This is a genomic window from Pseudoalteromonas caenipelagi (assembly GCF_013140855.1).
Lineage (GTDB): Bacteria > Pseudomonadota > Gammaproteobacteria > Enterobacterales > Alteromonadaceae > Pseudoalteromonas > Pseudoalteromonas caenipelagi.
On the sequence record NZ_JABBPG010000008.1, the window covers coordinates 127,381 to 143,465 of the forward strand.

The 16,085-nt window shown below is 43.4% G+C and carries 9 protein-coding genes; 5 read left to right on the forward strand and 4 right to left on the reverse strand.

What is annotated here, in order from left to right:
- Positions 1-177: 177 nt before the first annotated feature.
- The 5 genes from HG263_RS17115 to HG263_RS17135 all read left to right on the forward strand — a co-directional run bounded on the left by HG263_RS17115 (position 178) and on the right by HG263_RS17135 (position 9,141).
- Positions 178-2,829: a TonB-dependent receptor gene (locus HG263_RS17115; protein WP_171627314.1), complete on the forward strand. Its 2,652-nt coding sequence runs from the start codon at positions 178-180 to the stop codon at positions 2,827-2,829.
- Positions 2,830-2,870: 41 nt separating this feature from the next.
- On the forward strand, positions 2,871-4,349 hold the full coding sequence (locus HG263_RS17120) for a tryptophan halogenase family protein (protein WP_171627315.1): 1,479 nt from the start codon (positions 2,871-2,873) through the stop codon (positions 4,347-4,349).
- Between the two features lie 108 nt (positions 4,350-4,457).
- Positions 4,458-5,723, forward strand: coding sequence for an MFS transporter (locus tag HG263_RS17125; protein WP_171627316.1), 1,266 nt, complete (start codon positions 4,458-4,460; stop codon positions 5,721-5,723).
- Positions 5,724-5,729: 6 nt separating this feature from the next.
- Complete coding sequence (locus tag HG263_RS17130) at positions 5,730-6,605, forward strand: ROK family protein (RefSeq protein WP_171627317.1); 876 nt, start codon at positions 5,730-5,732, stop codon at positions 6,603-6,605.
- Entirely contained in the window at positions 6,595-9,141 is a 2,547-nt protein-coding gene (locus HG263_RS17135; protein WP_171627318.1) for a family 20 glycosylhydrolase, read from the forward strand. Before HG263_RS17130 ends, HG263_RS17135 begins: the two co-directional genes overlap by 11 nt.
- A gap of 109 nt (positions 9,142-9,250) precedes the next feature.
- Here the strand turns inward: HG263_RS17135 and HG263_RS17140 are convergent, their stop codons facing one another.
- From HG263_RS17140 to HG263_RS17155, 4 genes are all read right to left on the reverse strand, one after another.
- A complete protein-coding gene (locus tag HG263_RS17140) occupies positions 9,251-9,430 on the reverse strand; it encodes a transposase family protein (RefSeq protein WP_439332000.1) in 180 nt (59 codons plus the stop codon).
- Between the two features lie 174 nt (positions 9,431-9,604).
- Positions 9,605-12,124, reverse strand: coding sequence for an antiviral RADAR system adenosine deaminase RdrB (gene rdrB / locus HG263_RS17145; RefSeq protein ID WP_171627320.1), 2,520 nt, complete (start codon positions 12,122-12,124; stop codon positions 9,605-9,607).
- Positions 12,121-14,871 (reverse strand): antiviral RADAR system adenosine triphosphatase RdrA, encoded by a 2,751-nt coding sequence (gene rdrA, locus HG263_RS17150; RefSeq protein ID WP_171627321.1) that lies wholly within the window; start codon positions 14,869-14,871, stop codon positions 12,121-12,123. The genes rdrB and rdrA overlap by 4 nt, the downstream gene beginning before the upstream one ends.
- Positions 14,872-14,874: 3 nt before the next feature.
- Positions 14,875-15,594 carry a hypothetical protein gene (locus HG263_RS17155; RefSeq protein ID WP_171627322.1) on the reverse strand — a complete coding sequence of 240 codons (720 nt, stop codon included), beginning with the start codon at positions 15,592-15,594 and terminating at the stop codon, positions 14,875-14,877.
- Positions 15,595-16,085 lie beyond the last annotated feature (491 nt).

A 16,085-nucleotide genomic window follows, 5' to 3' on the forward strand; every position in this document is an offset into this window, starting at 1 on the left:
ATAATTTTAACCTATCGAAATATAGGATTGCCAACATTGCTGTGAAGTGTTTTTATCAAACTATCTTCGTTTAAGCGTGAAAAGTATCAGTAGTAGATAGAAATATACTGCTTATAAAACACCCAAGACGATACCCTAGCTTCTGCCAATAACAGATTAGGAACAATGGGCAGAATAATGAATACAACTAAGTTGAAGCAATTTAAATTGAATAAACTTGCTGCCATCATAACAGCAAGTACCTTATCACCCTTGCTACTCACAGTAGCACCATCAGCCTTTGCCCAAGATCAAAGCGCCGATGAAAGTGTTGAAGTGATTGAAGTCAGAGGAATTCGTCGCTCGCTTGAAGCCTCAATGAACACCAAGCGTTTTGCAGATGGTATTGTCGATGCCATCACCTCGGAAGATATAGGTAAGTTTCCAGACAAAAATATTGGTGATGCGCTACAGCGCATTTCAGGGGTAACGGTCGACCGTCAATATGGTGAAGTGAGTGGTGTCACTATTCGTGGTACTGCTCCTGAACAGTCTCGCATTTTGTTAAATGGCCAGTCAGTTGCTAGTACCGATTGGTATGATTTAGGCCCAGCGACCCGCACGTTTAACATGGAGCTGCTCTCTGCAGAGCAAGTGTCGGCGGTGAATGTCTACAAAACGCCAGAGGCAAACATCGAAGAAGGTGCATTGGGTGGTACGGTAAACCTAGTGACGCGTAAACCCTTGGACTTAGATGCGCACACTTATATGGTGTCAGCAGAACTGGGCCGCTCCTCTTTGTATGATGAAAACGACTTAAGTGGATCGTTTTTAGGTAGCTGGAAAAATGATGATGAAAAATTCGGTGTACTGGCGGCTTATTCTGTTGAGAGTCTGACGTCGGGTCGCCATGTTATCGAGTCCATTGGTGGTTATTATGAATATTTTGCCGCCAACCAAGATGCTGGGCAAGCTTCCACAGTAGGTGCTTGGGCTATCGGCTCGCAAGCATTCAAAGCAGAGCGCGAACGTACCAGCGCACAACTGACCGCGCAATTCGCACCAAGTGACAATACCGAGTTCACTGTCGACTATTTTAGCTTTGAATTTGATAATCCACATGTGAACCATAACTTTCTTACGGTAAGTGCCCGTGGTGCCGGTGCGGTTGATGTGCAAAACAATGCGGCAGGTGGTACGCAGCGTGCGCGCATTTTGCCAGGTTATGCGAACATTATCTATAACCCAGTTGTTCGTAACGCTGTAAACATGGAAGTCGACGTACTTAACCTAAGCGGTAAATATGTAGGAGACACTTTTGAGATCAGCGGTGTAATCGGTCACTCTAGCTCTGAAGGTGGTACTCAGTTTGGTTCATCAAGCTGGTGGATCCCAGCTTCAGATGAAGGTGAGCGCATTGGCGACCCTGCATTCCCTGATGGTCAAAGCAGCACCGACGGCGGATTTACATACGACGCTTCAGGTCCTTATCAAATCTGGTTTGACTCTTTAGACCCAACTGATGCGACGCAATTTAAACATGCTCAAGAAGCTAACTTTCAAACAACCGTGCAAGAACACGATGTGAGCTATGCGCAAGCAGATGTGAAGTGGATGTTAGATAATGCTTATTTCAATAATATTCAAGCTGGTGTGAAGGTAAACCAAAATGAGTTTTCGCGTGTTGCGCTAGAGCGTAACCCTTCAGAAATATTGGGTTTTGTACCAAACTCAAACCTTGCTGATTGGAGTGATGGTGTATTTACCAATCTTCACTCACAAACTGGGGGGCACATTCTAGATTCTTACGCCAAGTTAGATGAAGACAAGTGGTGGAACTTTATCAAGGGCAAGTATGAGGCAGGTGAATTAGTTGAAATTAAAGCGCTTGGCAAGACGTTTAACGTTGAAGAAGATATGCTCGCGATATACGTACAAAGTGATTTTAGCGGAGAAAACTTCCGTGGTAATGTCGGGTTACGCTATGTTGATACCGAACAAACATCGCTTGGCTATGTCGATAAACAGAAGTTTAATGAAACAGTTGATTATGATAACTGGTTGCCAAGCATAAACGTTGCTTATGATTACAGTGACGACATTATCATCCGCGCCGCCGCATCTAGCGTTATGTCCCGTACAAATTACAGCGACTTAAAACCAGGCCTTGCCATTGATGCTAACTTTGGTTCTGCTACAGGTGGTAACCCGAACCTTAAGCCATACGAAGCAGATCAAGCAGATATTGGTGTGGAGTACTACTTCACACCAGCATCTTTGCTCTCAGCAGCTGTTTTTGTGAAAAAAATTGATAACGTTGTCTTCTCGACTGAAGGTGTTGAGTACGTAGAAGGATGCGGCACCGACTCTTCTAAATACGATCAGTGTCGTGTCACGCGTCCGCGCAGTAACGGTGATGGTGATGTAACAGGGGTAGAACTGCAGCTTCAACATAGTTTTGATAATGGCTTTGGTTTTATTACTAACTACACCTATGTGGATAGTGAAACCACCACACCCGACAATAGTAAAGAAATGGTGCCTGGGGTATCTGAGAACTCATTCAACGGCTCACTATTTTTTGAAAACGAGCAGTTTAGTGCACGTATCGCTTATAACTGGCGCAGTGAATGGATTGGCGTTGGTGCAGCGCAGGCTGTACGCAATGACAGCTACCAGCAATGGGATGCCTCACTGGTATGGCATGCAATGGAAAATCTAGACGTCAGCCTAGAAGGTGTGAACCTGACTAATGAGGTTATTCAGTCTTACGACACTAACTACAAGTTAACGCAGAATACCATTGAATTTGGAGCACGTTATTACCTTGGCGTTAGCTATAAGTTCTAACCATGGAGCCCCAGCCGGTTGCGGCTGGGGTTATTTGAGTCATGAAAAAAATACATTCACTAACCATACTGGGTGGCGGAACTGCGGGTTGGATGTGCGCAGCCTACTTGGCTAGGCATCAACTTAATTTATCGGTCACTGTGATTGAGTCTCCAAGCATTGGCCGAATTGGTGTTGGCGAAGGCTCAACGCCGCACTTACAGCTTTTTATGCAAAGCCTAGGCGTGCAAGAGAGTGATTGGATGAGCGAATGTCAGGCAAGCTATAAAACTGGGATCTATTTTGATAACTGGAATGGCGATAAAAGTAGCTACTTTCACCCTTTTTTCAGTGAAATGGACGCGAAAACAGCTGAAGTCTACTTTGTTAATGCCAATGCGAGGCGTCGAGGCAGTGAATACTTTGATAAGCCCAATCATTACTTTTTGGCAGCAGTGCTTGCTGACAAACAACAAGCGCCACTACCACAAAGTCCGCTGCCCAGAGCTCTTGAATACGGTTACCACTTTGATGCTCAAAAGCTGGCTGATTGGCTAAGAAAATTTAGCTTGGCCCGAGGAGTAAAACATATACCAAGCACGGTGAGTGAAGTACAACATCAAGCACGGGAAATTATTGCTCTAACACTAGAGTCGGGTGAGCAGGTAAGTAGCGATTTTTACGTCGATGCCTCGGGCTTTAACGCATTGTTGATTGACAAAGCGCTGAAAGTGCCGTTTGTTTCCTTTTCGGATCAGCTACTTAATGACGCGGCTGTCGCCATTGCCAATGACAAAAAAGACCCATTACCGTCGAGTACGTCATCTATCGCCATGCCGTGTGGCTGGCGTTGGCAGATCCCACTGCAAGGCAGAACTGGTCATGGTTACGTGTACAGTAGCGCATATGTCACCGCTGAGGAAGCTGAGGCACAGCTGCGCCAAGCAGCTCAACTTGATAAAGGGCAAGCGAAACACCTTAGCATGAGAGTGGGCATGATGGCGCGCAGTGTAGAGGGTAATGTGTTTGCCATTGGTCTTGCTCAGAGTTTTATCGAACCATTAGAAGCCACGGCACTGATGGTCACAGGTCATAGCATTGAGTTATTGAATAGGCTGTTATCTCAGCAACTTGACTATGAAGCTATCAATCAAGAGCTGTCTGATCTTGTGCTTGGGATCAAAGAATATGTACTGGCCCATTACGCTACCAGCAAGCGTGTAGATACTCCGTATTGGCTAGATGCGAAAGCCGCAGCGCTGAGCTTGAACGAGCTCGATGAGTTACTCACACACTGGCGTAGCGGTGGCGACTTTGATGCTTGGCTCAACCAACACAGACAACAATCGCCCTATATTCGACCAAGCTGGTATTGCTTACTTGGTGGCATGGATCATCGTGATAGTAGCTGCCACATGCCCTTTGAACAGGCACCGCAACATATTGAGTATGCAGCAAAAGTCTACCTAAACAAACTTAGTGAAGCACATTTTATTGCTCATGAAAATGCGCTGGAACAATTACACGTATGTGGTGCATAACCCCAATTGCGGGTGGTGGTGAGATTCCTCTTGATCTTTTTGTTTGTCTGCCCACAAGCGAGATCGCCACGTCATCACCCGCTTTTTAATTGAAGATGGAAATACAACATGAAAAAAAGCTATCTAGTGATTGCATTAGTATTAGCAACCTTTTTTACGGTGTCTTTTATCACCAATATTTTAGGCGCGATTTTTCCCGCATTAATAGACAGTTACAGCATAGGCTTAACGCTCGCAGGTTTTTTTCCGTTCGCGTTTTTTATCGCCTATGGTGTGATGTCAATTCCAGCAGGGCTACTGGTACAGCGCCTAGGAGAAAAGACAGTGATGCAGCTGGCATTTGCCCTTGCTGCAATTGGCGCAGCGACCTTTGTGTTACTGCCTACATTTGTAATTGCCATGGTTGCCTTGTTTATGTTGGGTTGTGCCATGGCTTTGCTGCAAGTGGCTATCAATCCGCTGCTAAGAGCAAGCGGTGGCTCAGAACATTTTGCCGTGCTGTCAGTTTTTGCACAGTTGATGTTTGGTGCTGCCGCAACACTTGCGCCTTTGGTGTATAGCAAACTGCAAGCTCAAGTAACCACCATCGAGGGAATTGGCGGTGCGCTGTCTGGCATTATTCCCGCCGATAAAACGTGGCTAAGTATTTATGCACTCTTCGCACTACTTAGTGTGACTATGTTACTACTTTCACAATTTACCCCATTTAGCGTGGTACCTGAGCAGAAAAAGCAGCAGCTGGGCTGGTCACAAAGTATCGGTTTTTTTAAAGATAAAACCGTGTTGAAATTTTTTGTTGCCATAGCCGCGTATGTTGCACTAGAGCAGGGGGTGGCTAATCTTATTTCTGTCTTTTTGCAGCAATATCATGGCCTTGACCCAACGAGCGAAGGCGCAAAAGTCGTCAGCGAGTTTTGGTTATGCCTAACTTTAGGCTGCCTGCTTGGACTGCTGCTCCTTAAACTGATTGATGCACAAAAGTTGTTGATTTTATTCAGCCTTGGTGCCGCTATCGCGCTGCTATGTGCGTTATTGGGGACTAAAACAGTTGCCCTTATCGCCTTTCCAATAGTGGGTTTTTTCCTCTCCATTATGTGGTCGGTCATATTTGCCCTCGCATTGAACTCATTTAAAACAGGTCATGGTGCAGTTACGGGAATTTTATGTACGGGGATCATTGGTGGTGCCTTTATGTCACCTATCTTAGGTTTTGCGGCTGAGTTAAGTAATAACCTACAACTTGCTGCCCTGCTATTACTGCTTCCACTTGGCTACATTCTGAGCGTTGGAGTGTGGGCTAATCCTTTGATTAAAAATAAAACGTTTGGCAATAGCCAAAAGACGCTGTCTCAACCTCTAAACGAGAATAGTTAAATTACTATGAATCACTCTTTGTTATGTATCGATTTGGGCGGCACAAAGGCCCAAGTAGCGTCTGTTACGCACTCTCAAGTTAAACAGGTACGCCAATATGCTGTACCCAGTCAGGCCAGTTTGAGCCAAGTTAATGCCTTTGTGATGCGCTTAATCGACGAAAACCGAACGCTCGAAACAACAGGCATTGCCATTGGAGTACCAAGCACCTTGGAGGTGTGCAGCGGCACCGTACTGACAACACAAAATATTCCTCATTGGCATAACGTGCCTTTGAAGCACCTGCTAGAGCAGCGGTTCTCGCTACCCGTAGTGGTGCACAATGACGCAAACTGCTTTGTTTACGGTGAATATCTATACGGTGGTCATGATGCTAAAAACCTGATTGGCGTATGCCTTGGCACAGGAATTGGTGCTGGTTTTGTTTTTAATGGTAGCTTGTATACAGGAAATCATAGTGCTGCAGGAGAGTTAGGTAATTTAACTTATCTTGATGGTATTATTGAAGATTACGCTTCTGGACAGTTCTTTGGGCGACAAGGGATTGAAGGAAAATGGTTGGCCGAACAAGCACAGTACGGTGACTCATTTGCGCTACAACAATTCGAGACATTCGGCAGTCATGTGGGTCATGCGCTAGCCCAAGTGGTGCTGGTGTTAAACCCTGATGTCATTGTTCTTGGCGGTTCCGTAACACATTCCTATGACTATTTTAAAGCGGCCCTTGATGCAAAGATGCTGCAGTTGCTTGACGGTGCTTTATACCAATCCGTTAGTGTTATGCCGAGCACCTTAAATCATGCGCCACTTTTAGGAGCGTACGGATTGTTTCAACATAATAAAATTAACTATGATAACAAGGAGCTCGCCAATGAGGTTTAATCGGCTTATTGCCCTAATTTTTGGGGTGTCGTCTCCCCTTTATGCCATTGACCAAAGTGCATTAAACTGGCTGAGCCAAAACCTTGAAGTGAAATACACTTTGTTGGATAGCAAGCCCACCTCCTGTCCTAAAGAGCAACAAAAATGCTATTACTCTGAGTTGAGCTTTAGCGTAGCCAAAGCCAATACCCGAGCAAACAATGACTTTGCTATCTTTTTTAGCCAACTGATGCCGATTTACCATGTAGAGGGTGATAACTTTACCATTACCCATATCAATGGTGACATTCACAAAATCATGCCAGCAAAGGGGTTTACTGGATTTTCAAACACCCCCACTAAGGTGCGCTTTTATACCAAGGACTCTCAAGTTACACGTTCGGAATTTATGCCAAATTATATTGTTACGGACGCGCAGCTTACGCTCACCCCAAAAGTGATAAAAAGCACACAAACCCAGCTTGATAATGACACTGGTCTTGAACTACAGCCATACTTAGCGCCATTTACTTCACTCAATCAGCTGCAAACCAGCGGTAAAGACGACACGCCGTGGATGGGCAGTGAATACCTGTATCAACACCAAGTAAAACCAACCCTTGATGCTGCGATTGGGCTTATTCCTCAACCCAGACAACTTACCGTGCTGTCTGATAAACGTATAAAACTAGCGGGCGGTATTAATCTGCAACTGTCAGGTATTTCTGTAAATGCTATCGCAATGGCAGAAAAACGACTCAATACTCTGGGAGTTAAAAGTACCAAGAATGGATTTTTAGTTGATGTAGCCGTAAAGCCAAATCAGCAAACAAGCCCACATTATCAACTGACGGTCGCCGCAGATAATATCGCCATTAGGGCCAACAACGCAGCCGCTGCATTTTACGCTTTACAGAGCCTTGCAGGGCTGTTGGATATTCATGATTTGAGCATTCCCACCGTTGAGATCATAGATGCACCAAGGTATGACTTTCGTGGGTTACATGTGGACGTTGCCCGCAACTTCCGTTCTAAAGCCTTTATTTTGCAAACCATTGAACAGATGGCGGCATATAAGTTAAATAAGTTACACCTACATTTGGCTGATGATGAAGGCTGGCGCTTAGCCATCAAAGATCTCGATGAACTCACTTCAGTGGGCGCTTATCGCTGTTTAGATTTAAGCGAAACTCGCTGCCTATTGCCGCAATTAGGCGCTGGGAATGGCAAAAACGCGAGTGTTAACGGCTTTTACTCGGCAGAGGATTATATTGAAATTCTACGCTATGCCAAAACGCACCACATCGAAGTATTACCCTCGTTGGATATGCCTGGTCACTCACGCGCTGCGATTATAGCTATGGAAGCGCGATATAAAAAGCTGATGACACAAGGCAAACAAGAGGATGCACAGCAATATCGCTTAGTAGAACCTGCTGATAAGACGCGTTACAGCTCCATTCAACATTATAATGACAACACGCTTAATGTCTGTATTGAAAATACTTACACCTTTATCGACAAAGTATTGAGCGAAGTCAAAGTATTACATGACCGTGCAGGGGTACCACTTAGCACCTACCATATCGGTGCAGATGAAACCGCGGGGGCTTGGCTTGATTCGCCAGCTTGTAAAACATTGCAGGCAAGCGTGAAAGACTTTAGCAACTTTAATGGTTACTTTATTGAGCGGGTAGCAACGTTACTTGATAAAAAAGGTATACAGGTTGCTGGGTGGAGCGATGGCTTAGGTGATGTACGTGTAGCCAAAATGACAAAGAATGTCCAGGTCAATGCTTGGGCGACATTAAGCGAAAATGGGCATGTGGTCGCTCATCGTTTCGCTAATCAAGGGTGGCAGGTTGTGTTGTCTAGCCCTGATGTAACCTACTTTGATTTTCCATATCAGTCTCATCCACAGGAGCGGGGTAATCATTGGGCAAGCCGTGCCATTGACAGTAAAAAGATGTTTGAATTTATGCCAGATAACCTCCCTGCGCATGCAGAGATCTGGAAAAATACTCACAATCATTCTTACATAGCTGATGACAGTGAGTCATCACTTAACAATGGAGTTAAATTATCTGGAATTCAGGGGCATTTATGGAGTGAAATGTTGCGAAGTGATGAGCAAGCACAGTACATGCTTTACCCAAGGTTATTAGCCCTTGCAGAGCGTGCATGGCATCATGCAAAGTGGGAGCTACCCTACCAAGCAGGTCGTACATACAGCCAATCTAGCGGATATTTTACCGCGCAGTTGCAAGCACAACGAGAAGCCGATTGGCAGCGGTTTGTAGCCATTTTGGGCTATCAAGAGTTACCTAAATTAGCACTGGCTGATATTGCGTATCGAGTACCTGTTGTCGCAGCAAAACAGTTATCTGCAGATAAACTTGATGCTTTTACCGCCATTGCGAGTTTTGCCATTGAAGCACAGCTACAAGACGGTGAATGGGTGCCTTTTAATACTTCACTTGGCAAAGTACACGGGCTTAGAGCCGTGCAATCTAGTTCGGGTCGCAAAGGAAGGGCATTGATTTTAGAAAGGGAATAACAACGTGACCTGAACTTACTGATAGATATGCGTGGCTGTTTTGCTTTTTGCTTACAACTACCAACCAAGCAAGAGAAGTTGATTAATGCGATAAACTTACGTAACCACGTTAGTTGTCATGGGCATCATCTTCAATTTCCTTCCAACCTTGGCAACCTGCAATGGCGGCAGTGATTGTTAGAAACAGAATATCGAATAATGGGTGTTGCACTTTGCCTTGCTGGCGTGGTTCATCAATGGAAAAAAGTGTTCGAACAACGTATTGGCTGACATAATTGAGCTGCTCAATTTAAAAAGCAGTATAAGGTCATAAATTTATATCGAGGTAAAGTTCGTTATCTTGCTCTGGTGTTGGGGGAATATAATAATACTTCAATAAAAAGTTGGAATTGTGGACATCTACTCGAACTTTGAGTGAAGACACAGACGAGCCTAGTTTAAGGGGCTGCATTAGCCCCTTAAACTAATCTAACTTATTATTTACCCAGTTTAAATGGTTACTTTTATATACATCCATACCTTTTTTGCGTATCCGCTCAATCCAAATTTCAGCCTTATTGACACCCACATCATAATATCCAATTGCCGATTGCTGTAATATACGATGTTCGTTCTGGATGGTGGTTGGCATAAGGGCAGAATCATCGGTGTTAACACATACGGCAACAGCGCCTTTACGAAGACCAAATTGGTTGAACTTTTCACCTGCTTTGATCCAATCTTGTTCGGGGGGATCCCAGCGAAAAATAGGGTGCTCGCGATGATGTTTAAAGCGACCAATATAAATATTGGAGGTTGGGCACGCTTCAATAATAATCTCTTGGGCAGCATACTTTTCCATTTGCAAATCTTGGATAGCTTCGTATAGCTCAAGCTCAGCGGCAGAAATAGAATCAAAATACATGCCCAGCTCTGTACCAAAGGGCTCTTCACCTGACTTGGGTATACAGTGGATCATGACAGATTTTTGATTATTGCCTGATAGTAGACTGTTACCTGTATACTGTTTCCAAAGTTCAAATGCCTTATTGGACGTGTTTGATGGTTTATTTTCATCAAAATCAATCGCCCATCCGGGCTCGACAAGATTACTATTGCGTACAGAGTAGGGGCAGTTTCTACGTAGCTTCCACGCTTCATATAGGGTTCTGCAGCTATATTCCTGATCATATTGCAGTGACGACCAATATTGGATTTTTTCGTTCAGCAACTGTAGCACGCCGGTAAACTGTGGCACCTGCTGCACTACTTCGAGTGCTTTTTGATAACACCATACTAGATTATCTAGGTGCTCATCTAATGTCAGGTAAGCAACACGTTGGCGCTTTGCCCACTTTCTGGGTAATACACCTAATGCTAAGGCATGTCCTAGTCTATCTCCTGCTTGATAGTTACAGAAATAAACGGCTTCATCAATAGCGCGCAATCCGCTGAGTAAGTGGCTGAAGTCTTCCCCTGCGTGAACAGTTAAGAAGGGTCGTTGCATACGGTTAGAAAACATACCTTTAGAGCTATACTTAGCTTCACGTAGTACCCTAAGGGCCGGTGCAAAAATTTCGATGGGAAGTTGGTTTTCATCGCCTGCGACATCAAAGCCACGAATGGCTTTGCGCAAGTCAAAAGTTAATTCTCGTTGCGCTTTGAAAAGCCCACTTTTGTTGCTATCTTCTTCAGAAAAGGTCGTTGAACAAGCAAATTCTTGTAGCATATTAACTTGTTGTTTGAGTCTTTTCCTGACCTCTTCTTGGTATTTGTCGCTACGCATTCCTGAGCGAGTAAAGTGCAGAACAAAGTGCACTTGTTCGGCAAGACTGTTTTTGTATAACCCTTTTAGCGCTTTAGCCAATGCATCTGGGTGACACGGAAAACAATCACTACCTAGCAACACATTGGCAGTAGACCTAAATTCGCGATAATTCTGGTGCATATCGGTGTTTAACGCATCAATTGCACTGTGAGTCTGGTGTTTGAGGGCTCTGGAGTCTCGAGCTTTGAAGCGCGAATGATTCACAAACTGGCTTAGCCCTACACCAGAGACCACCATGTAGTTTCTTAAAATATTACAGGTGCGAATAAATTGGCTTTTTAGCGGGTTTAGAGCGCAATGAGTGCTTAATATGCCTACGCAATAAAGTAACCATCGTTTTGCTGAAGGGGCTGAGCGGTTATGTGCAGCAACAAAGTAAGGTTGCAGTGGCTGCTGTGCTTCATCTTCATTGAGGTAAACTAGTATATTATGCTCAGCTTTCTTAACGTTTTCTGAGCCAAAGGGAATAAATGGTTTGTCGCTTTTATTAAATGTGCGTTCAATCAGCTCGCATCCTAAATAATGACACCAGATAGGTAAACTTTGTTTTTTATATATCCCACTTTCAAACTGGGTATACTCACTGCGCCTTGGCCACACGATTTCATCATCTAATTGTTGTCCGTAAAGGGCAAAACTGAGCAGTGAGGGGCCGATGTAACCATGCCCTCCCAAATGTACATGGTTATCGGCATACCCTCGGCCAAACCTGTCATTAGGCAGGCCAAACGGGCATTGCTCGTTAATAATGGCATTGATCACATCTAAATAGCTCACCCCATTTCGAGACGTAACATCTTTGTAGGCTTGGGCAACAACCCAACTAGGGTCAATTAAACTGAGTAATTCTAACCATTGATCTAGCTTTTTGGGTTTGACTTCAAAGCGATTACCTTGCCATTGCAAATAATAGTTAGCCAGCTTGCTCAGTAACCGTTCTGGGTCTTCATCAATATTTGATGTGCCGTGCAGTGCGAGCATATGGCGTATATCGTCAGTACGCAGAGTATGGCTCACATACTTTTGATAGTCTTCAACGGCTTTTACCAGATTGGTGTTATGCTCAGGCGCATCAGAACAGCTCAATACTTGCTCTAAATTGTCTGCGGTTTTGAGCAAGCGATCAGATGTGAGTAGTGCGGCCGCAACAACCGACTTGTCTGAAGAACAGATCACTTAAACAGCCCTGAAACTATAAGCGAAGAAAGTACTTTTCCCTCGTCAGATTGTGCATTAAGCTTTCTATCCTTTTTAAATTGCTGCAAAACGACTCTAGGGTATTGTAATAACCATTTGAAGGCTGGGGAACGCTTAACGATATTATCCGTATTTTGAGTTAACCAGTTGCGTAACCTCGCTGTGCTGGCTCTGGTTTGTTCATCTATATGATACAAATCTAGGAGCTCAGCAAGTGTTGTATAAATTTGATCATTGAGTTCTTCGTCCAAAGAATCAATTTTTTGGATGTCCTTTTGTGGTTGCATAAAAACAGCGTCATTTTTAGCTACAGCAGCTTCCCTGTATTTACCCAGCATGAGTGTCTTACCCTTATCTAAATTACTTAGCTTAATAATTGGGTGTTGTTCAAGGGCTTGGCAGAATGCGAGTGTAAGCGAAGATGTATCGCTCGTTGTCAAATCCGAGCTTTTGGATTGTTCTTCTAAAAAAGCTCTGTTACGCATTAATGTGCGGTCGGTGCGTTCAAATTCGGCTCGGTCACGAATAGTGGAGTAGTTAGATGTAATAGCAACATTGGCAGCTATCGCTTCACCTTGTACTCCCGCGCTGTAAGCAGAGTTGAGTAGCATGTAGTTAAATCGCGTGGCAAGATCCGATAGATGCTCGTCTTTATAGCCTTGGCTTTTTCTAAATAGACTCCGGCGATCTTCTGTTTTTAATAGGTTTTGGTACTTAAATAGGTTGAAGGCGGTGAAGGTCTTATTAAACATATAGGCGAAAAGCTCAGTGAGTTTACGCGTGTCAATTTGCTCAAATAATGCTTTATTGTCACTGTGCCATTTAGCTATGCGGTTGCTCAGCTCAGCTGCAGTGGAAGCTTGTGTCGACTGAGTACGCTCAAGCTCATCTGTCTCTGCATCATCATCATCGTTAAACACCGCTTTGGTCATATTCATATTAAAGATAGAATAAAACGGGGCTCTACTGAGGATAGCCATTATATTGTCGGTCAGCTTTTTCTGGTCCACAGTGGGCGATAAAAATGAATAGGCAATAAGCTCAAAGGAGCGGCTCATAAATACAAACCGATAGGTGTTAGACATGGTGGAATAAAAATCTCTATGGGTGAATATGTCTAATAGTAGTTGTTCGGTTGATACTCGCTCTTGTGCGTTGTTTGATAGCTCAGTAGAGCTTTGGCTACCTTCTTGGAAGGTTTTAGGCGTGTTGTTGATAGTTGTTTGACTAATGAACAGTTTGAAGTCAAAAAACTCCAAAGGTGGCATGCTGCGCAAAGTCAAAGATTGAGCGTTAAATACCGAATCAAGTATATCTTTATTATTAGTGCGATCCTTTTCGCTTTCAATTTTGGCCATTTCGGCAGTCTGTTGTTTGTAAAAATGAACTCTTGCCCAAGGATATAGCTCTTTATCCATCTGCATTTTGGGGTTAAAAGAAAGCAACTTTTGAATATCAAATAGCTGCTCTGTGTTTCTATTTACAAGTGTTAGATAAGAGGCTGCGTTGGTGTAGGCTACACCATTTTTCTTTTGCTCTGCCCAGTTAGCATAGCTTTCCCATAGTGTTTTATTGTCGGGCTGAGGTACTTCTTTTTGGCTTAGAGATTCATCTATATGGCAAGGTGGAATAGCCCGAGCTAGCTGAACCAGTTCACGTGATGACTCTGGTTCTGGCCAATGCTGTAATACTTCTTTGTTGTTACAAAGCGGGTAGAAGGATTTAAAAAGTAATTGATTATATTCTTTTATAGAATATCCCAATTGTTCGCTACCCAAATTTTGAACAATCTTGAGGCTGTTAACCAAACGACTAATGGGTAAAAGCGATAGTCGCATTTGGTTTGGAAAAACCTTGGTAAGATAAGCGGTTGTGAGCTCTTTGGTCACCGCCTTGCCTTCGTCGATTAGCGCTTGATTATGGCGGTGTTTTTTGTAGGCTTTGTCATCAAAATGGACTCGTGTCATATGCTCATATAAACGCATATCGCCACTGACAATCGGGATAATGTAAGGACAACCTAAGAGCCTACGTACATCGTCGACCACTTCAAAGGCACGATCTAAGGCCATGTCTACATCATCAATGGGCAGCACTAGTGCTTTGCAGCCTAAAATTTTTATCGATATTTCAATGAATTCGTGAAAATATGACTCGATATGTATGCCCGACTTATAGTGTTGAATTTTATCGATACCTGTATGGCCGTTAAACTCACTCGATTTCCCTAATGAGTCAGCAAGCTTTTTTAACGCTTGAGTAAATTTGTTTTTATCCGTTTGTCTGGAGCTTGAGCCACTTACATGGGCAAGATGCAGCAACTGCTTTTCAATTTTACTGTATATTTGCGCGACGATAACATTAGCAAAAGAGTCATCGTTGACCAGCATGGTTGGGTCAATCACATCGAGAAAACATAGTGCGCTTTTATCATCGTTCGATTGTTGGTTGGCATTGCGCCAGATGGCTTGGCTGTTTCTTAAAAACACAGTTTTACCTGTACCGCGTTGACCGGATACTAAAATGGCGTTGTGAGAGAGCCATGTTTTATGTGGGTTGTCGGCTCTACTTTTCGCATAATGTTTAGCTTCTGCTAGGCAGGTTTGTAAGCGGCCAATCAGCCCTTCGCGAGCTTCGTCTTGCCACAGCTCATTCAGATTATCTTTACCAATGAAATCGTCTCTGAACTCATTTTTATCCAGGTTTAATATGTGTGTCTGGCTCATTGATTATTTCCTTAGCCCCTTTAGTGTGTTCAGTGCTGAATTTCCATAGCTGATATAGTCATTAACAGTATCTTGATGGGTTTGTTCTTCGTATTGTTCTAATAGCTTGAGTAGGTCTTCATGTGCTTTATCTCTAAAAATCATCCCAGACTTATAACGTGCATCAATAAGACGTACTTTTTCTGCATACAGTCTGTTTCTTGACCATGCCCGCGTGTAACCAAACTTTCGGTTAATTGAATAAGATAGGATGAAAATAATTAATCCAGCAGCAAAAAACACAGGCATTAACTGTTGCCACTCAAAAAAGAGTAGTGAACTGATACCCGTAGAAATGATAAGAAAGTAACTTTGATAAAACTGGATAGGGTAGGTCGTAGAGCCTTGCTCTTTTTTACTGTTTTGCCATTTTTTTAACCATAGATAAATTGAAAAAGTCACGAAGCTGGTAGCGATGCTTACAACGAGTGCTTTGTTACCCAAATCAAAAATTACAATATCGCCTAACTTTTTTAAGTCGCCAATGGGAGTAGATTTAAATAACGAGAGACCAGCTATAAGGTAGCTTGCACTGATAAGAACAAAAATGCTCGCTGTAGCTGCTGACCTGCGTGACAGCTTATGTAGGGGGCTGTAATTTGTTGCACGTTTAGAGAACTTTTCGTAACTCTCTTGAACCAGCTTATCGAGCTCTTTTGGTAACGCTTCGTATTGCTTATCCATAGTTTGTACCACGTAGTCATGTTGTAAGGTGAATTGTGATCTGGTTATACAAGTGGTGTGCTAGGTAAAAGAGGGCGCTCTGCATAAAGGTGAGAGACAACACTCAAGTTTGCCAAGAGTATTAATGCTTTATCCTTGCCAACTGTCATATTCCAACAAATCAGTAACATATTATTTAATAGGATAATTTATTGCAATAAAAAGAGGGGAGGATTTTTGTGATATCGCAATGCTGCAAAAGAGCTGAGAAAGTTGTTCACAAGGAAAGCCTCTTTGTCATCGTAGTTTTCTGAGAATCGCTTTGTTACTCTTCGTTAGTTTTGTTGACCTTAGGTTTAATAATATAGGTCAACTACCGGCTAAACAAAAAGAGCGTGACAGGTATGGAAAATGTACCATTTTCAATTGATTACTGCATTATCTGGGCTTAAGGATGTTGCTGCTGAGCATTTTGTATTCGCTACATCGTGTAGTTGATCAAGAACAATTAA

Bases quoted from the DNA above. Each gene is read 5' to 3' on its own strand.
- HG263_RS17115 (WP_171627314.1), top strand. From the start codon at position 178: ATGAATACAACTAAGTTGAAGCAATTTAAATTGAATAAACTTGCTGCC.
- HG263_RS17130 (WP_171627317.1), top strand. From the start codon at position 5,730: ATGAATCACTCTTTGTTATGTATCGATTTGGGCGGCACAAAGGCCCAA.
- rdrA (WP_171627321.1), bottom strand. From the start codon at position 14,871: ATGAGCCAGACACACATATTAAACCTGGATAAAAATGAGTTCAGAGAC.
- HG263_RS17155 (WP_171627322.1), bottom strand. From the start codon at position 15,594: ATGGATAAGCAATACGAAGCGTTACCAAAAGAGCTCGATAAGCTGGTT.
- HG263_RS17120 (WP_171627315.1), top strand. From the start codon at position 2,871: ATGAAAAAAATACATTCACTAACCATACTGGGTGGCGGAACTGCGGGT.
- HG263_RS17135 (WP_171627318.1), top strand. From the start codon at position 6,595: ATGAGGTTTAATCGGCTTATTGCCCTAATTTTTGGGGTGTCGTCTCCC.
- HG263_RS17125 (WP_171627316.1), top strand. From the start codon at position 4,458: ATGAAAAAAAGCTATCTAGTGATTGCATTAGTATTAGCAACCTTTTTT.